This is a genomic window from Mycobacterium europaeum (genome assembly GCF_034555895.2).
Classification (GTDB): Bacteria; Actinomycetota; Actinomycetes; order Mycobacteriales; family Mycobacteriaceae; genus Mycobacterium; species Mycobacterium europaeum.
In genome coordinates this window covers 306,877-323,994 of sequence record NZ_CP157315.1, presented here as the reverse complement: position 1 = coordinate 323,994, position 17,118 = coordinate 306,877, and the positions used below count along the sequence as shown (strand labels likewise).

Genomic DNA, 17,118 nt, shown 5'->3' with positions numbered 1-17,118 from the left:
CTTTCCCCGCCGAAATCCTACTTGTCCGCCTGCGCCCCGCGCGCGGGCGATCGGGCGGTCAGCGCCACAACCGCGGCCGCACGCCCAGGATCCGGGCCCGCACCCACCACATCACCTCGACGGCGGCGGCGCCCAGCACCCCGATCCCCACGGCGGCCGACGTCACCGCGACATCGGTGGGATCGAGCAGGAACGCTCTGCGGGCCAGCGGGAGGCTGAAGATCACCAGGTAGGCCAGGCCGCAACCGACGACCAGCGCGACCCGCCACCACTGGTAGGGGCGCGCCACCACCGCGAGCACCCACAGCGCGGTCATCAGCAGCGTGATCAGGGCCGCGGTCGACGCCTGCTCCTGTTGCTGGAACGTCGCGTGCCGGCCGTGATAGGCCACCAGGTAGGAGGCGAACGTCGCGGCGCCGACGATCAGCCCGGACGGCAGCGCCGAAGTGAGTACCCGCCGCACGAATCCGGGATAGGCGCGTTCGTTGTTCGGGGCGAGCGACAGAATGAACGCCGGGATTCCGATGGTGAACCACGCGGCGATGGTGACGTGGATCGGCTGGAACGGATACAACAAGGGATCGGCCTTGAGCGGCTTGGAGAACAGGCACTCGATGCCGACCAGCAGCGCCAGCAGCACCGAGTAGACGGTCTTGGTCAAGAACAGGTTGGCGACCCGCTCGATGTTGCCGATGACCCGCCGGCCCTCGCCGACGACATACGGCAGGGTGGCAAAGCGGTTGTCCAGCAACACGATCTGCGCGACGGCCCGCGACGCCGGGCTACCGGCGCCCATCGCGACGCCGATGTCGGCGTCCTTGAGGGCCAGCACGTCGTTGACACCGTCGCCGGTCATCGCGACGGTGTGCCCGAGCGATTGCAGGGCGTGCACCATTGCCCGCTTCTGGTCGGGCCGCACGCGACCGAAGGTGGTGTAGGCGTCCAGCACGTCGGCCAGTTGCGCGGGCTCGGACGGGAGCCGGCGCGCGTCCATGGTTTCACCGCGCAGCCCGAGCTTGTCGGCGACGGCAGCGACGGAAACCGCGTTGTCGCCGGAGATCACCTTGACGGAAACGCCCTGCTCGGCAAAGTAATCCAGCGTCTGGGCGGCGTCGGGGCGCACTCTTTGCTCGAGGACCACCAGCGCGACGGGGGTGACGCGGCCCGGGGCGTCCGGGTGGTCGACGGCCACGTCACCGGTGCCCACGAGCAGCACCCGCAGGCCCTGCGCGCCGATCCGCTCGGCCTGTTCGGCCGCGGCCGACGCCGGGTCGAGCAGCACATCAGGCGCGCCGATCACCCAGTTGCCGTGGTCGGGGTAGGACACCCCGCTCCACTTGGTGGCCGACTTGAACGGCGCGGTCGCCGTGGCGATCCAGTCCGGCGGCCGTCGATAGGTTTCGGCGATCGCCTGCATGCTGGCGTTGGGACGCGGGTCGGCGGCGGCCAACGCCGCCAGCGCGTCGTCGACCGGGTTCCGCTGTGCCGGTTCGAGTTCCTCGACACCCGCGACGCGCATGCCGGTCTCGGTCAGCGTGCCCGTCTTGTCCGCGCAGACCACGTCGACCCGCGCGAGGCCCTCGATGGCGGGCAGCTCCTGCACCAGGCACCGGCGCTGCCCGAGCCGGATCACCCCGACGGCGAACGCGACCGATGTCAGCAGCACCAGGCCTTCGGGCACCATCGGCACCAGCGCACCCACCGTCCGGAGCACGGACTGCCGCCAGCCGACGTGGGTGGTGAACAACTGGGTGTAGATCGTGAGCAGACCGGCCGGCACCAACAGGTAGGTGATGAACTGCAGGATCCGGTTGATGCCGTTGCGGAGTTCGGATTTGACCAGCGTGAACTTGCTGGCCTCCTCGGCGAGCTTGGCGGCATAGGCCTCCGGCCCGACCTTCGTGGCCCGGTAGGCGCCCGTGCCGGCGACGACGAAGCTGCCCGACATCACCGCGTCGCCGGTGGCCTTGGCGACGGGATCGGCCTCCCCGGTCAGCAGCGACTCGTCGACCTCCAGGTTGCTCTCTTCGACGACCTGACCGTCGACCACGACCTGGTCGCCCGGCCCGAGCTCGATGATGTCGTCCAGCACCACCTCGGCCGGCGGCAAGGTACGGGTCCCGGATCGCCTGCGCACCAGGGGTTTTGCCTGCCCGACGATGGCCAGGGTGTCCAGCGTCTGTTTGGCCCGGATTTCCTGGACCATGCCGACCACGCTGTTGGCCACGATCAGCAGGCCGAACATCCCGTTGATCAGTGAACCGGTCGCCACCACGATCAGCAGCAGCACCCCCAGGATCGCATTGATCCGGGTGAAGACGTTGGCGCGCACGATGTCCGGGATGCTGCGGGTGGCACGCTCCCGGGCCGCGTTGCTCTTGCCTTCGGCGACCCGCTGCGCCACCTCGGCATCGGTCAGGCCCGCGATCATCGGGTGAACGTTCCCAGTTTGTCCGAGTCGTAGTACTCCAGGTTCAGTGTGCGGACCGGCGAACCAGAAAATATGGCCTTGGAAATCGTTCCCGGCGGGGCGTTTTCGTCGGTCAGCCCGAAAGTGAAGGTGTCGCCGTCCCAGTGGGTCAGGGTGACCGTCCGGTTCTCCGGGCCCATCGCCAGCTGCAGCGCGCCGTCGCGTTCGGTGACGACGGCCGGGCCCCAGTAGTCGCTGGCGTAGACCCCGGTGTAGTCGCCCAGCGGCCGGGGCGGGGCGGGGTTGGCCGGTGGCTGCTTGCCGACCAGCGAGCCCTCCGGATTGTTCAGCCAGCCGATCGCCTTCTGATACAGAGCCGCCCAATCCTCGCGGATCTGGCCGTACTGAACCAGATCCATGAATTGGGCGGTCAGCGTTTCGGGGATACCGTAGGGCGCGCCGTTAGTCAGCGCGATGATGCCCAGGTCCTCGGCGGGCATGACCACGAAGTTCGTCGCGGCCCCCAGGTCGAAGGCGCCGGAATGGCTGTACTCGGTGCGCCCCGAGGAATCAACCGACGCGTTGAAGCCGTATCCGTAGAATCCGGAGCGCGCGTTGGGCGTCTTCGCCGGCGACGAAACCGCCTGCGGGCTGATCGCGGGCAGCAGGGCCTCCGGGGAGGTGATCCGCCGGCCGTCGTAAGTTCCGTTGCCCAGCAGCATCATCAGCCAGCGGGCCATGTCGTTGACCGACGAGCTGACGCCGCCCGCGGGTGACTGCGGGTCCGGATCCCGCTGGAACCGGGCCTCCCACCTGCCGGCGATCTTGATGTGGTTGACAGCGTGGTTGGGGCGCGCGAGGAAGTCCGCGAAGCGCGAACTGGTCGAGGCCATGCCCAGGGGGCGGTAGAGCGCCTCCTCAGACAGGTCCTCCCACGGCTTGCCCGCCGCGGCGGCCACCGCCTCGGCGGCGGCGGTCACACCATAGTTGGTGTAGGCGTAGCTGATTCGAAACGGGGCCAGCGGCAGGTACTTCAGCCGTTCCAGCGTCTGCCGCCGGCCGTAGCCCAGGTCTTCGAGTTTGTCACCGGCGTGGTCGGGCAGCCCGGAACGATGCGAATACAGGTCTCCGATGGTCACGTGGCTGGTGACGTAGGGATCGCTCAGCGTCCACCACGGCAGCTTGGCCGCCGCCGGGGTGTCCCACGCGACTGCGCCGGCACTGACTTCGTGCGCGACCACCGTCGCACCGACCGATTTGGACACCGAGGCCAGTTGGAAGACGGTGTCGGCGTCCACCTGATTGCCCTGGCCCGGCCCCTTGCTCGCGTCCTTCATGCCGAATCCCTTGGCGTACAGCACTTTACCGCCGTGGACAACGGCCACCGCCATTCCCGGGACGCCGGTGCTCTTCATCAGGTCGCCGACCAGGCCGTCGAGCTTTGCGACCGCCTGGTCGATGCGCCCGGCGGGGATCGCCACTCCGGACACCTCGTTGGGCGGTGCCTCGGAGAGCGCCGGCGGGCTGGATACCGGTGGCGCGGGCCCGCATCCGGTCATGCCGAGCAGCACGGTGACAGCAGCGGCTGCTGCACGTTTCGCCATGGCGGCACTCTAGCGTGGTTGCCGGGCAACGCGGCGATTCCGCGGGCCGGCATGCCAGTTGGGAACCCCGGCGGCTGGCCACCTAGAGTGCGGGCACATGGACATCGTGTTCATCGACGTCGCCTCCTGGGCCTACGATCCGGACACGCCATTCCAACGGCCGCTGGGCGGCTCGCAGTCGGCGGCCTGCTATCTGACGCCCGAGCTGGCGAAGCTCGGCCACCGCGTCACGCTCGCCACCCGCGACGCCGAGCCCAAGGTGGTGCGCGGAGTCCGCTGCCAGCCGATCCCCACCGGGCGGGACGACGCCCTGCGAAACGCCGACTGCGTCGTGCACATAGGCGGGGTCATGCATGCCAGGCTGGCCGAGTTCAAGGCGCAGTGCGGCCCGGGCGCGCACCACATCTTGTGGACCGGCCACGCCCATGACCAGCCCTTCGTCGCGCCCCTGGCGCAGCCCGAGATCCGGTCGGTGTTCGACGGTTTCGCCATGGTCAGCGAGTGGCAGGCCGACTGTTTCCACCAGGCGTTCGGGCTCGACCCGGCGCGCATCGGCATCCTGCGCAACGCCGTGGGCCCCGCCTTCACCGACCTGTTCGGCGACGCCGGGATCCTGCCGGCCAAGGCGGGCCCGCCGACCCTCTGCTACACCAGCACGCCGTTCCGCGGGCTGGACCGCCTGCTGGAGGCGTTCGCCCGCGTCCGGGCCGCGGTGCCCGACGCCCGCCTCGAGGTCTACAGCAGCATGGGCGTCTACAACGCCCTGGTGGACCCGTTCCAGCCGCTCTACGAGATGGCGCGGGCCTCCCCCGGCGTGACCTATCACGGTTCGGTCGCCCAGCCGGCGCTGGCTCGCGCGCTGCGCGGCGCCACGATGCTGGCCTACCCCAACACCTTCCCCGAGACCTCGTGCATCGCCGTGATGGAGGCGATGGCGGCGGGTTGCACGGTCGTCACCAGTGATCTCGGCGCGTTGCCGGAAACGGGCGCCGGCTTCGTCGACCTGATGCCGGCGCTGGCCGATCCGCACGCCCATGCCGGGGCGTTCGCCGACCGTGTCATTCAATTGCTGGCCGACCGGGCCGCCGACCCCGCCGGCACCGAGGCGCGCCTGCAGGCCCAGGTGGCTTACGCCGTGGCCGAGAACAACTGGGCGCGGCGGGCCGAGCAGTGGGGCAGTTGGCTGGCCATGCTTGCCTAGGCCCGGCCCCGTCGACGCTCAGGCGCCGGATTCAGAGGCGCCACCACGCGTTGAATCTCCCGGGGGCCGCGGGATCGATGCGTTGCCCCGGGGCGGGAACCGCGACGTCGACCTGTTCGGGTGCCGCCGCGGCCAGCAGGCGTTCGACCGGCTCGGCCCACGGGTGGGGGGCCAGCCGGAAGGTGCCCCAATGGATCGGCACCAGCAGCCCTTTTTCGGTGAGATCCCGGTGCGCCCGGACCGCCTCCTCCGGGTTCATGTGGACGTCCGGCCATGCGGTGTTGTAAGCGCCGATGGGCAGCAGGGTCACGTCGAACGGCCCGAGGTCGGCGCCGATCTGGGCGAAGCTCTTGGTGTAGCCGGTGTCGCCGCCGAAATACGCGCGGTGGTTGGGGCCGGCGAACGCCCACGACGCCCACAGCGTCGTATTGCGATCCAGGAAGCGACCCGAAAAGTGGCGCGCCGGAACACAAGTCACGGTGAGCTCGTCGACCCGGGCGCTCTGATGCCAGTCGAGCTCGACGACGCGATGCTCGGGTATCCCCCAGCCGCGCAGGTGGGCGCCGACGCCGAGCGGCACGAAGAACGGCGCGCGCTGCGTGCGCGTCAACGCCATCACCGTGTCGATGTCGAGGTGGTCGTAGTGGTCGTGGCTGATCACCACCGCGTCGACGGCCGGCAGCCCTTCCAGTTGCACCGGCGGCGGGTGCAGCCGCTGCGGCCCGACGAGGTCCGACGGTGAGCAGCGATTGCTCCACACCGGGTCGGTGAGCACCCGGTAGCCGTCGATCTCGAGCAGCGCCGTCGAATGGCCGAACCAGCTGACGGCGAGCCGGCGGGGATCACCCTCGAAGAGGGCCGGCGCGGCCAACGGGATCGGTGCCGGGGGCCGGCTCACGCCCCGGTTGCCGATCAGCTCCCACGCGACCAGCCGCAACTCCTCGCGATCCATCGTCAGCGCGGAGGCGGGGTCGACGTTGACGAAGACGCCGTCGCGGTAGTTGGGCGAGCCCTGCGCCACCGCCCTGATGGCGGTGGGGTGGGCGCCGAGTGCCGCCGGAGCGCCGTGCAGCGCCCGCACCAACCAGCTGCCGGCCGCCAGCGACGCCGTACCGGCGGCCAGCCGCAGCGCCCCCCGCAGCATGGCCCTCAGACCCCCTGGAACTTCGGCGGTCGCTTCTCGATGCGGGCGACCTGCGCTTCGATGACGTCCTGACTTTGCCAGGCTTTGTCGAAGAGCTCCTTGTGCTCCGGCAACGAGTCCTCCATGGCACCGTCGTCGTTGAGCACCCGTTTGGCGTGCTGAATGGCCAGCGGCGCCAGGCCGGCGATCTCGGCGCCCCAGGCCTGGGCGTCGGCGAGCGCCCCGATGCGGTTGGCCATTCCGGTCTGCAGCGCCGCGTCGGCGGTCAGCTTCTCGGCGGTCAGCAGCATCGCGCTGGCCCGGCCGTGACCCACCAGCGAGGACAGCCGCCGGATGCTCCAGTTGTCCAGTGCCAGGCCATATTTCGACGTCGGGAACTGAAAGAACGCCTCCGGGGCCACGACCCTCAGGTCGCATCGCATGGCCAGCTGCAGACCCGCGCCGATGGCCGGACCGTTGATCGCGCCGATCAGCGGGATCAGCGTGGCGTCCATCAACTTGTGCAACTCGATGAGCCGGTCGGGATAGTCGGCGGCGAACGCGTCGCCGCTGAGGTCCGCGCCGGCGCAGAACACCGTGCCCTGCCCGGTCAGCACGATGGCCCGGACGGAGCCGTCGCTCGCCTTCTGGAAGGCTTCCCGCAGCTCCTCGACGAGCTGCGAATTGAGGGCATTGCGGCGCTCGGGACGCTGCAGCTCGATGGTCAGCACGGCTTCGTCCTGGGTAACACCGATCATGGCAGCCACCCTATATAGCCTCGTGTCGTGAGTCGTATCACGGCTGCTCAGCTGCGCGACGCGGTGCTCGACGAGGGTTCCTTCATCCGCTGGGACGGCGAGCCGCTCGCCGTGCAGGTCAGCGCGGAGTATGCGCGAGAGCTGGCCGACGCGCGGACCGCCAGCGGCCTGGACGAATCGGTGCTGACCGGCGAGGGCCGCATCTTCGGCCGCCGGGTGGCGGTGGTGGTCTGCGAATTCGGCTTCCTCGGCGGCTCCATCGGGGTGGCGGCGGCCGAGCGGATCACCGCCGCGATGCAGCGGGCCACCGCCGAGCGCCTGCCACTGCTGGCCTCGCCCAGCTCCGGCGGCACCCGCATGCAGGAGGGCACGGTCGCCTTCCTGCAGATGGTGAAGATCGCCGCCGCCGTCCGGCTGCACAAGCAGGCGCACCTGCCCTACCTGGTCTACCTGCGCCACCCGACCACCGGCGGGGTGTTCGCGTCGTGGGGATCGCTGGGCCACATCACGGCCGCCGAGCCGGGCGCACTGATCGGCTTCCTCGGGCCGCGCGTGTACCAGCTGCTCTATGGCGAGCCCTTCCCCGCGGGCGTCCAGACGGCCGAGAACTTGCATCGCCACGGCGTGATCGACGACGTGGTACCGCTGGACCGGCTGCGCCGGATGCTGGACCGCGCGCTGACGGTCATCGCCGACCCGCCCGGGGCCCTGCCGGCGGCGCAGCCGCCCGAACCGGTACCCGACGTGCCGGCGTGGGACTCGGTGGTGGCGTCGCGGCGTCCCGACCGCCCCGGTGTCGGCCTGCTGCTGCGCCACGGCGCCACCGACCGGGTGCTGTTGTCGGGCACCGGCCAGGGCGACGCGGCGACCACCCTGCTGGCGCTGGCCCGCTTCGCCGGACAGCCGGCGGTGGTGCTCGGTCAGCAGCGGGTGGCGGGCGGAATGGTGGGCCCCGCGTCACTGCGCGAGGCCCGGCGGGGCATGGCGCTGGCCGCGGAACTGCGCCTGCCGCTGGTGCTGGTGATCGACACCGCCGGGCCCGCGCTGTCGGCCGAGGCCGAACAGGGCGGGCTGGCCGGCCAGATCGCCCAGTGCCTGGCCGAGCTGGTGACCCTGGACACCCCGACGGTCTCGGTGCTGCTCGGGCAGGGCAGCGGCGGGCCGGCGCTGGCGATGGTCCCCGCCGATCGGGTGTTGTGCGCGTTGCACGGGTGGCTGGCGCCGCTCCCGCCGGAAGGTGCCAGCGCGATCGTCTTCCGCGACACCGCGCACGCCGCCGAACTCGCTGCCGCGCAAGGCATCCGGTCGGCAGACCTGTTGGCGTCCGGCATCGCGGACGTCGTTGTCCCCGAACATCCCGACGCGGCCGACGAGCCCGTCGAGTTCTGCCGGCGACTCGCGCGCGCCATCGCCGCCGAGGTGCACGCCCTGCGCGCACAACCCGCCCCCGAGCGGCTGGCCAGCCGGTTGCAGCGCTACCGCCGCATCGGAGTGCCCTGACGCGTCCGACGGCGCCGCCCGCGCCCGCGCCACATCAACCACGCACACGACACGCCGCAAAACGTCACCGTCGTTTATGCCCGGTGAGTCACCCCTCTGGCAGGCCGAGATAGCGCTGAATGGTCGGGCCCAGCCACTCGACGATCTCGTCGCGGGTCATCTCCACGACCGGGGGAAGCCGTAGCACGAAGCGGCACAAGGCCATCCCGAGAATCTGGGTGGCGATGAGCCCGGCCCGCACGCCGACCTGCTCCGGCGGCGCGAAGGAGGACACCAGCGGCCGGATCTGCTTTCCGAAGATCTCATGCATCCGTTGCGCCGCTTCGCCATTTGTGGCGCTGGACCGCAGCAGGATCACCAGCGCCTCGTCGCCCTCCCAGCGTTCGAGGAAATGCCGGACCAGCGACCGCCCGACCTGGGTCGGGTCGGCCGCGGCGAGGTCGGGGAACCGCAGGTCGAACTCGGCCGCCGCGGCGAACAGCTTGTCCTTGCTGCCGTAATACCGCATGACCATCGCGGGATCGATCCCCGCGTCGGCGGCGATGGCCCGAATCGTCGCGCCCTGGAAGCCCACCGCGCCGAACCGCTCGCGGGCCGCCGCCAGGATCACCGCCTTGGTTTCGTCCGACGATCTCCTCATGCCAACGATTGTAGGCCAACAACTGTTGACATAGAGCGGAACGCGCGCGACCATGGGGTTATGCCAACAAGCGTTGACTAACAGCTCAAGGAGAGGAGCCCGCCATGAAAGACACCGACGTCCTGGTGGTCGGCGCAGGCCCTACCGGCCTCACGCTCGCCGCCGCGCTCCAAGCCCGCGGGATTCGCGTGGTGGTGGTCGACAAATTGGCGGCGGGCGCCAACACCTCCCGTGCCGCCGCCGTCAACGCCCGCACCCTCGAGGTGCTCGACGAGCTCGACGTGACCCGCCGAATGGTCAAGGCCGGGCTGATCGCGCCGCGGTTCACCATGCGGCAGGGCCGGCGTGTGCTGTTCCCCGTCGACTTCAGCACGCTCCCGACGGAACACCCGTACACCCTGATGCTCTCGCAGGCCGACACCGAGCGGCTGCTGCTCGAGCGGCTGCGCGAACTGGGCGGCGACGTCGTCCGGCCCAAGGCGCTGAGCCGCATTTCCCAGGACGGCACCGGGGTGACCGCGACGTTCGACGACGGCGACACCATCAGGGCCGGCTACGCCGTAGGGGCGGACGGCATGCACAGCACCGTCCGCACGGAAGCCGGAATCGGCTTCGCCGGAGGGGAATTCGCCGAGTCGTTCACGCTCGCCGACGTGCGCGTGACCGGCGAAGCGCCCAGCGACGAGGTGATCCTGTTCTACGCCAAAGACGGCCTGACCGTCCTGGCGCCGCTGCCCGGCGACATCTTCCGCGTCGTCGCGCCGACCACCGCGGCACCGCAGCTGCCGTCGGCGCGGTTTGTGCAGGCACTGCTGGACACCCGTGGCTTCGGGCCGGGGCGAACGGTCGTGACCGACCTGGTCTGGGGGTCGCGGTTCCACATTCAGCACCGCGTCGCCGACCGCTACCGGGCCGGCCGGTTGTTGCTGGCCGGCGACGCGGCCCACGTGCACAGCCCGGCCGGGGGCCAGGGCATGAACCTCGGGATCACCGACGCGGTGGCCCTGGCCGGCGCGCTCACCGAGGTCCTGCGGGGTGGCCCGGACGCCGCGCTGGACGCCTACAGCGCCGCGCAGCGCCTACGCGCCGAGCGGGTGCTGAAACTGACCGGACGGCTGACCCGCGTCGCGACGCTGCCGCGCCCGCTGCGCCCCCTGCGCAACGCCGGAATGCGCCTGGCCGCGGAGATTCCCGCGGTGCGGCGACAGCTGGCGGTGCGGTTGAGCGGGCTCGCCACGGAGTGATCGACGCCCTCCCGTCGACCACAAGCGGCGCGGGAAGCGAAACAGGCTTCGCCACAACCGGTTTCGGCACCGATACGCAGACATCAACGGCCAGTTGCGGCGCAGCGTCGAAAACGTAACCTTTTGGGCAGCGGCGGCCCGGCCATGGCGACGCCGCGTTCGGCGATCAGGCAAAATGGGCGGCATGGACACTGCTGGGACCTCACCCCGCGTCTTGGTCGTCGACGACGACTCCGACGTGCTCGCCTCGCTGGAACGCGGCCTGCGGCTGTCCGGATTCGAGGTGTCGACCGCGGTCGACGGCGCCGAAGCCCTGCGCAGCGCCACCGAGACCCGCCCGGACGCGATCGTGCTGGACATCAACATGCCCGTGCTGGACGGCGTCAGCGTCGTCACGGCGCTGCGGGCGATGGACAACGACGTCCCGGTCTGCGTGCTGTCGGCCCGCAGCTCGGTCGACGACCGGGTGGCGGGGCTCGAGGCGGGCGCGGACGACTACCTGGTCAAACCGTTCGTCCTGGCCGAACTCGTCGCGCGGGTGAAGGCGCTGCTGCGTCGCCGCGGCGCAACGGCAACCTCCTCGTCGGAAACCATCACGGTGGGCCCGCTGGAGGTCGACATCCCCGGTCGCCGGGCCCGGGTCAACGGCGTCGACGTCGACCTGACCAAGCGCGAGTTCGACCTGCTGGCGGTGCTGGCCGAGCACAAGACCGCGGTGCTGTCCCGGGCGCAACTCTTGGAGCTGGTCTGGGGGTACGACTTCGCCGCCGACACCAACGTGGTCGACGTGTTCATCGGATACCTGCGCCGCAAGCTGGAGGCCAATGGCGGTCCCCGGCTGCTGCACACCGTCCGCGGAGTTGGGTTCGTGCTGCGCATGCAGTAACCAGGTAGAGCGGCGATGAACTTTCTGTCCCGAATCCTCACCCGTACGCCCTCGCTGCGCGCCAGGGTGGTGGTCGCGACAGTCATCGGGGCGGCGATTCCCGTCCTCATCGTCGGCGTCGTCGTCTGGGTGGGCATCACCAACGACCGCAAGGAGCGGCTGGACCGCCGCCTCGACGAGGCCGCGGGCTTCGCGATCCCCTTCCTGCCCAGCGGTCTCGACGAAATCCCCCGCTCCCCGAACGACAACGACGCCATCATGACGGTCCGCCGCGGCAACGTGGTGAAGTCGAACTCGGGCGTCACGCTGCCCAAGCTGGGCGTCGACTACGCCGACGCCTACGTCAAAGGCGTGCGCTACCGGGTGCGGACGGTGGAGATTCCCGCGCCGGAGCCCACGTCGCTGGCCGTCGGCGCGACCTATGACGCGACCGTCGCCGAGACCAACAACCTGCACCGGCGGGTGTTGCTGATCTGTGGCTTCGCCATTGGCGCGGCGGCGGTGTTCGCCTGGCTGCTGGCCGCGTTCGCGGTGCGGCCCTTCAAACAGCTCGCGCAGCAGACCCGGTCGATCGACGCCGGCGACGAGGCGCCGCGGGTGGAGGTGCACGGCGCCACCGAGGCCGTCGAGATCGCCGAAGCCATGCGGGGCATGCTGCAGCGCATCTGGAACGAGCAGAACCGGACCAAGGAGGCGCTCGAATCGGCCCGCGACTTCGCCGCCGTCTCGTCGCACGAGCTGCGCACTCCCCTGACCGCGATGCGCACCAACCTCGAGGTGCTGGCCACCCTGGACATGTCCGACGACCAACGCAAAGAGGTGCTCAGCGACGTCATCCGCACCCAGTCGCGGATCGAGGCCACCCTGAGCGCCCTCGAGCGGCTGGCCCAGGGCGAACTGTCGACGTCCGACGACCACGTGCCGGTCGACATCACCGAGCTGTTGGACCGCGCCGCCCACGACGCGATGCGCATCTACCCCGATCTCGACGTGTCGCTGGTGCCGTCACCGACGTGCATCATCGTCGGCCTGCCGGCCGGCCTGCGCCTGGCGGTCGACAACGCGATCGCCAACGCCGTCAAACACGGCGGCGCGACCCGCGTGCAGCTCTCGGCGGTCAGCTCGCGCGCCGGGGTGGAAATCGCCATCGACGACAACGGCACCGGGGTGCCCGAGGGCGAACGCGACGTGGTGTTCGAGCGGTTCTCTCGCGGATCGACCGCCTCGCATTCGGGCTCCGGGCTGGGGCTGGCGCTGGTGGCCCAGCAGGCCCACCTGCATCGCGGGACCGCTGCACTGGAAAGCAGCCCGCTGGGCGGCGCGCGGCTGGTGCTGCGGCTGCCGGGCCCCAGTTAACGCATCCGCCGGCCACCGGGTCGGCCCCCGACGGGTCGGGCACACTGGAGCGATGGGCAACGGCAAGAAACCGACCGACAGCGAAACCCTGGCACACATCCGAAACCTGGTCGCCGAGGAAAAAACCCTGCGGGCGCAGCTGCAGCAAGGCGACATCACCGAATCGGAGGAGCACGATCGCCTGCGGCGGGTGGAGGTCGAGCTCGACCAGTGCTGGGACCTGCTGCGGCAACGGCGGGCGCTGCGTGACACCGGCGGCGACCCGCGCGAGGCCGAGGTGCGCCCGCCCGACGAGGTCGAGGGCTACCTGAGCTGAGCCCACACCCGGGGGATGTCGACGTCGTCGTTGTCGGGGGCGGTCACAACGGCCTGGTGGCGGCGGCTTATCTGGCTCGGGCGGGCCTGCGGGTGCGGTTGCTCGAGCGGCTGGGACACGTTGGCGGAGCGGCCGTCTCGGCTCAGGCCTTCGACGGCGTCGGGGTTCGGCTATCGCGGTACTCCTACCTGGTCAGCCTGTTGCCGCCCCGCATCGTCGACGACCTCGGAGCCGCCGTGCGACTGGCCCGGCGGCGGTATTCCTCGTACACGCCCGACCCCGGCACCGACGGCCGCCGCGGGCTGCTGATCGGGGCGGGCGGCGACACGTTCCCCGCGATCGGCGCCGGCCCCGATGCGCAGGGGTTCGCCGCCTTCTACCGACGCTGCCGGCTGGTGACCCGGCCGCTGTGGCCGACGCTGCTGGAACCGCTGCGCACCCGCGAACAGGCGCGCCGGCACGTCGTGGACAGCGGCGGGCACCAAGCGGCGGACGCGTGGCAGGCCTTGATCGACGAGCCGATCGGAGACGCCATCACCGCCGCCGTCGGCAACGACGTGGTCCGCGGCGTGATCGCGACCGACGCACTGATCGGAACGTTCGCTCGCCTCGGCGACCCGTCGCTGATCCAGAATGTCTGCTTCCTGTATCACGTACTCGGCGGCGGGACCGGGGACTGGGACGTGCCCGTCGGCGGAATGGGCGCGCTGACTCAGGCCCTGGCGGCCGCCGCCGTCCGCCACGGTGCCGAAATCAGCACGGGTGCAGAGGTTTACGCCATCGAACCGGACGGGCTGGTGCGCTACCGCGCCGGCGAGACGGAGCGCCTGATCCGGGCCCGCTTCGTCCTCGCGGGTGTCACACCGGCGGTGCTGGCCGGGCTGCTCGGCGAACGGCCCCCGCCGCCCGCCCAGGGCGCACAGGTCAAGGTGAACATGGTGCTGCGGCGGCTACCCCGATTGCGCGACGACAGCGTCACCCCCGAACAGGCCTTCGCCGGGACGTTCCACGTCAACGAGGCGTGGACGCAACTGGATACGGCGTATGCGCGGGCAGCCGTCGGTGAGGTGCCCGATCCCCTGCCGTGCGAGGCGTACTGCCATTCCCTGACCGACCCCAGCATCCTGCCGGCCGGGCTACGCGACGCGGGTGCGCACACGATGACCGTGTTCGGCCTGCACACCCCCCACTCGCTGTTCGACGGCACCTACTCCGGCGCCCTGCGTGACCGGCTGGCCGACTCGGTGCTGGCATCGCTCGATTCCGTTCTGGCCGAACCGATTCAGGACGTGTTGCTGAGCGACACCCACGGTCGTCCGTGCATCGAGACGACGACCACGCTGGACCTGCACCGCATGCTGGGGATGACGGCGGGCAACATCTTCCACGGCGGCTTGTCATGGCCCTTCGCCGAGGACGACGACCCGCTGGACACCCCGGCGCGGCAATGGGGAGTCGCAACGGCGCACGAGCGGATCATGCTGTGCGGCTCGGGCGCCCGCCGCGGCGGCGCGGTGTCGGGGATCGGCGGGCACAACGCCGCCATGGCGGTGCTGGCCTCGCTGTGACTCGACTCCGGCGTGGCTAGCGCGCGTCGATGGTCGTGTAGTCGCGCTCGGTGTAGCCGGTGTAGATCTGGCGCGGACGGCCGATCTTGCTGTCACCCTCGTCGTGCATCTCGCGCCAGTGCGCGATCCAGCCGGGCAGCCGGCCCAAGGCGAACAGCACGGTGAACATCCGCACCGGGAAGCCGAGGGCCCGGTAGATCAGGCCGGTGTAGAAGTCGACGTTGGGGTACAGCTTGCGCTCGATGAAGTAGTCGTCGGTCAGCGCCGCCTCTTCGAGCTCCTTGGCGATGTCGAGCAGCGGGTCGCCGCCGAGCTTGGCCAGGATCTTGTCGGCCTGCTCCTTGACGATGCGGGCGCGCGGGTCGTAGTTCTTGTAGACCCGGTGGCCGAAGCCCATCAGCTTGACGCCCTCTTCGCGGTTCTTCACCTTGCGGACGAACTCGCTGACGTCGTCGCCACTTTCGCGGATCTGCTCGAGCATCTCGAGCACCGCCTGGTTGGCGCCGCCGTGCAGCGGTCCCCACAACGCGTTGATGCCGCCGGAGATCGAGGTGAACAGGTTGGCCCGCGACGACCCGACCAGCCGGACCGTCGACGTCGAACAGTTCTGCTCGTGGTCGGCGTGCAGGATGAGCAGCATGTCCAGCGCCCGCACCACCTCGGGGTCGGCCTGGTAGGGCTCGGCGGGCAGCCCGAACGTCATCCGGAGGAAGTTCTCCACCAACGACATCGAGTTGTCCGGGTAGAGGAACGGCTGCCCGACCGACTTCTTGTACGCGTACGCGGCGATGGTGGGCAGCTTCGCGAGCAGGCGGATGGTCGACAGCTCGACCTGGTTGTTGTCCATCGGGTCGAGCGCGTCGGGGTAGTAGGCGCTCAACGCGTTCACCACGCTGGACAGCACCGGCATGGGGTGCGCATTGCGCGGGAAGCCGTCGAAGAACCGCTTCAGGTCCTCGTGCAGCATGGTGTGCAGCTGGATGCGCTTGGTGAACTCCGCGAGCTGGTCGGAGTCCGGCAGCTCACCGTAGATCAGCAGGTAGCTCACCTCGATGAAGGTCGACTTCTCGGCGAGCTGCTCGATCGGGTAGCCGCGGTAACGCAGAATTCCGGCGTCGCCGTCGATGTAGGTGATGGCGCTCTTGCAGGCGGCGGTGTTGACAAAGCCGTTGTCGAAGGTGGTGTGCCCCGTTTTGGACAACAGGGAACCGAGAGCAATCCCGTCAGCACCCTCGGTGGCGCGGACGATCTCTAGGTCGATCTCGCCCCCCGGGTACTTCAGAGTTGCGGTGTCGTCGGTGTCGGCCACGAGAACCCCTTTGCGCTCTGGCTGGTATGGCTGCCCTGACTAGCTGCTTATAGGTGAAGGTAGTCGTTGTCGCGTTCGCGTGCCTGCCCGGGGTCGGCCTTGCGGAGGCTGCCAGCGTATCCATCGGGCGACGCGGTGGCGGTCGTGGCCGCTCACGACTTCACCGACGCGATATCGACCTGAAGGCCGAGTCGCCCCCGCCGCCGCGCGGGCACCCCCGGCCGCCTCCCGCGCACCCGGGAGACGATCCGAACGGCCGCGCGCGGGCTTCACCCGGCCATCGGTGCGGCCAACCCGAACAGCCGAGCGGCGTTGTCGTGAAAGACCTTCCGCAGCCAGTCGTCGTCGACCCCCGGCAGCCGGGTCAGCACCTGCATCGCGTCGACGAAGCCGTGCGGGATGTTCGGGAAGTCGCTGCCGAACAGGATGCGGTCGCCGTGGTCGCGCAGCCGCCGGTATTCCGTGCGCGGGAACGGCATCGCCTCCTCCATGAACGGGGTGAACGCCATCGTGGTGTCGAGCCGGATCTCGTGGTACCGGTCGGCGAGGTCCAGGAAGTCGGTGTACTCGGGCATGCCCATGTGCGCGACGATCAGGCGCAGGCGGGGATGGCGCGTCAGCAGCTCCGCGACGGGGCCGGCGCCGGTGTGTTCGCCGGGGACCGGACCCGAGCCGCAGTGGATGACGACGGGGGCGGCGGCGTCCTCGATGACGCCCCATGCCCGGTCGAGCAGCGGATCGGTGGGGCTGAACCGGCCGACCTGGACGTGCACCTTGAACACCCGCGCGCCGGACTCGACGGCCCGACGGACGTAGGCCTCGACGCCGGGCTCGGGGTAGAGCGTCGCCGTGTGCAGGCAGTCCGGCGTCGCCGCGGCGAAGGACGCCGCCCACTCGTTGAGCCAGGCCGCCATCTGCGGCTTGTGGGGGTAGACCAGTGAGGTGAACGCCCGCACCCCGAATCCGCGGAGTGTGCGCACCCGCTGCTCCTCGTCGGTGCGGTAGGCGATCGGCCAGCGGCGGCCGACCAACGGGCCGGCGTCGTCGAAATAGCGCCACACCTTGTCCATCACGGACTTGGGCATGAAATGGGTGTGCACGTCGACGATGCCCGGCAGCCCGAGCGAGCGCCAGATGCGGCGCACCGCTTCCATCTCGTCCACGTCAGCCAGGATGGCAGCCACATCGGCGGCGACACCGGCC

At 70.3% G+C, this 17,118-nt stretch carries 14 protein-coding genes; 7 read left to right on the top strand and 7 right to left on the bottom strand.

The window, feature by feature from the left end; translation table 11 throughout:
• Positions 1-58: 58 nt before the first annotated feature.
• Both U8D42_RS01710 and U8D42_RS01705 read right to left on the bottom strand, forming a co-directional pair.
• Positions 59-2,431 (bottom strand): cation-translocating P-type ATPase, encoded by a 2,373-nt coding sequence (locus tag U8D42_RS01710; RefSeq protein ID WP_322860888.1) that lies wholly within the window; start codon positions 2,429-2,431, stop codon positions 59-61.
• Positions 2,428-4,014 carry a serine hydrolase gene (locus U8D42_RS01705; protein ID WP_322860889.1) on the bottom strand — a complete coding sequence of 529 codons (1,587 nt, stop codon included), beginning with the start codon at positions 4,012-4,014 and terminating at the stop codon, positions 2,428-2,430. Before U8D42_RS01705 ends, U8D42_RS01710 begins: the two co-directional genes overlap by 4 nt.
• A 97-nt stretch (positions 4,015-4,111) precedes the next feature.
• Between U8D42_RS01705 and U8D42_RS01700 the strand changes: the two genes are divergently transcribed.
• Positions 4,112-5,215, top strand: coding sequence for a glycosyltransferase family 4 protein (locus tag U8D42_RS01700; RefSeq protein WP_322860890.1), 1,104 nt, complete (start codon positions 4,112-4,114; stop codon positions 5,213-5,215).
• A gap of 31 nt (positions 5,216-5,246) precedes the next feature.
• Here the strand turns inward: U8D42_RS01700 and U8D42_RS01695 are convergent, their stop codons facing one another.
• Positions 5,247-6,359, bottom strand: a complete 1,113-nt coding sequence (locus U8D42_RS01695) for an MBL fold metallo-hydrolase (RefSeq protein ID WP_322860891.1) — start codon at positions 6,357-6,359, stop codon at positions 5,247-5,249.
• Between the two features lie 5 nt (positions 6,360-6,364).
• Positions 6,365-7,096 (bottom strand): enoyl-CoA hydratase, encoded by a 732-nt coding sequence (locus U8D42_RS01690; RefSeq protein ID WP_085243266.1) that lies wholly within the window; start codon positions 7,094-7,096, stop codon positions 6,365-6,367.
• 27 nt (positions 7,097-7,123) lie between these two features.
• On the opposite strand from U8D42_RS01690, the gene U8D42_RS01685 reads away from it, so the two are divergent.
• Entirely contained in the window at positions 7,124-8,596 is a 1,473-nt protein-coding gene (locus tag U8D42_RS01685; RefSeq protein ID WP_322860892.1) for a carboxyl transferase domain-containing protein, read from the top strand.
• Between the two features lie 88 nt (positions 8,597-8,684).
• On the opposite strand, the gene U8D42_RS01680 is transcribed toward U8D42_RS01685, so the two are convergent.
• The gene (locus U8D42_RS01680) at positions 8,685-9,236 is read right to left on the bottom strand and encodes a TetR/AcrR family transcriptional regulator (protein WP_085243264.1); all 552 of its coding nucleotides are present in this window, start codon (positions 9,234-9,236) and stop codon (positions 8,685-8,687) included.
• 104 nt (positions 9,237-9,340) lie between these two features.
• Between U8D42_RS01680 and U8D42_RS01675 the strand changes: the two genes are divergently transcribed.
• From U8D42_RS01675 to U8D42_RS01655, 5 genes are all read left to right on the top strand, one after another.
• Positions 9,341-10,480 carry an FAD-dependent oxidoreductase gene (locus U8D42_RS01675; protein ID WP_322860893.1) on the top strand — a complete coding sequence of 380 codons (1,140 nt, stop codon included), beginning with the start codon at positions 9,341-9,343 and terminating at the stop codon, positions 10,478-10,480.
• A gap of 175 nt (positions 10,481-10,655) precedes the next feature.
• A complete protein-coding gene (gene prrA / locus U8D42_RS01670) occupies positions 10,656-11,366 on the top strand; it encodes a two-component system response regulator PrrA (RefSeq protein WP_090418020.1) in 711 nt (236 codons plus the stop codon).
• A gap of 15 nt (positions 11,367-11,381) precedes the next feature.
• Positions 11,382-12,722: a HAMP domain-containing sensor histidine kinase gene (locus tag U8D42_RS01665; RefSeq protein WP_322860894.1), complete on the top strand. Its 1,341-nt coding sequence runs from the start codon at positions 11,382-11,384 to the stop codon at positions 12,720-12,722.
• Between the two features lie 52 nt (positions 12,723-12,774).
• The gene (locus U8D42_RS01660; RefSeq protein WP_085243261.1) at positions 12,775-13,038 is read left to right on the top strand and encodes a DUF2630 family protein; all 264 of its coding nucleotides are present in this window, start codon (positions 12,775-12,777) and stop codon (positions 13,036-13,038) included.
• Complete coding sequence (locus tag U8D42_RS01655; protein ID WP_322861013.1) at positions 13,035-14,606, top strand: phytoene desaturase family protein; 1,572 nt, start codon at positions 13,035-13,037, stop codon at positions 14,604-14,606. Before U8D42_RS01660 ends, U8D42_RS01655 begins: the two co-directional genes overlap by 4 nt.
• Positions 14,607-14,622: 16 nt before the next feature.
• Here U8D42_RS01655 and U8D42_RS01650 read toward each other — a convergent pair whose 3' ends face one another.
• Positions 14,623-15,915: a citrate synthase gene (locus tag U8D42_RS01650; RefSeq protein ID WP_085243259.1), complete on the bottom strand. Its 1,293-nt coding sequence runs from the start codon at positions 15,913-15,915 to the stop codon at positions 14,623-14,625.
• A 269-nt stretch (positions 15,916-16,184) separates the two neighbouring features.
• On the bottom strand, positions 16,185-17,069 hold the full coding sequence (locus U8D42_RS01645) for an amidohydrolase family protein (RefSeq protein WP_322861014.1): 885 nt from the start codon (positions 17,067-17,069) through the stop codon (positions 16,185-16,187).
• Positions 17,070-17,118: the final 49 nt, after the last annotated feature.

Coding starts and splice junctions, on each gene's coding strand:
- U8D42_RS01710 (WP_322860888.1), bottom strand. CDS start 2,431: ATGATCGCGGGCCTGACCGATGCCGAGGTGGCGCAGCGGGTCGCCGAA.
- U8D42_RS01705 (WP_322860889.1), bottom strand. CDS start 4,014: ATGGCGAAACGTGCAGCAGCCGCTGCTGTCACCGTGCTGCTCGGCATG.
- U8D42_RS01700 (WP_322860890.1), top strand. CDS start 4,112: ATGGACATCGTGTTCATCGACGTCGCCTCCTGGGCCTACGATCCGGAC.
- U8D42_RS01695 (WP_322860891.1), bottom strand. CDS start 6,359: ATGCTGCGGGGGGCGCTGCGGCTGGCCGCCGGTACGGCGTCGCTGGCG.
- U8D42_RS01690 (WP_085243266.1), bottom strand. CDS start 7,096: ATGATCGGTGTTACCCAGGACGAAGCCGTGCTGACCATCGAGCTGCAG.
- U8D42_RS01680 (WP_085243264.1), bottom strand. CDS start 9,236: ATGAGGAGATCGTCGGACGAAACCAAGGCGGTGATCCTGGCGGCGGCC.
- U8D42_RS01675 (WP_322860893.1), top strand. CDS start 9,341: ATGAAAGACACCGACGTCCTGGTGGTCGGCGCAGGCCCTACCGGCCTC.
- prrA (WP_090418020.1), top strand. CDS start 10,656: ATGGGCGGCATGGACACTGCTGGGACCTCACCCCGCGTCTTGGTCGTC.
- U8D42_RS01665 (WP_322860894.1), top strand. CDS start 11,382: ATGAACTTTCTGTCCCGAATCCTCACCCGTACGCCCTCGCTGCGCGCC.
- U8D42_RS01660 (WP_085243261.1), top strand. CDS start 12,775: ATGGGCAACGGCAAGAAACCGACCGACAGCGAAACCCTGGCACACATC.
- U8D42_RS01645 (WP_322861014.1), bottom strand. CDS start 17,069: ATGGAAGCGGTGCGCCGCATCTGGCGCTCGCTCGGGCTGCCGGGCATC.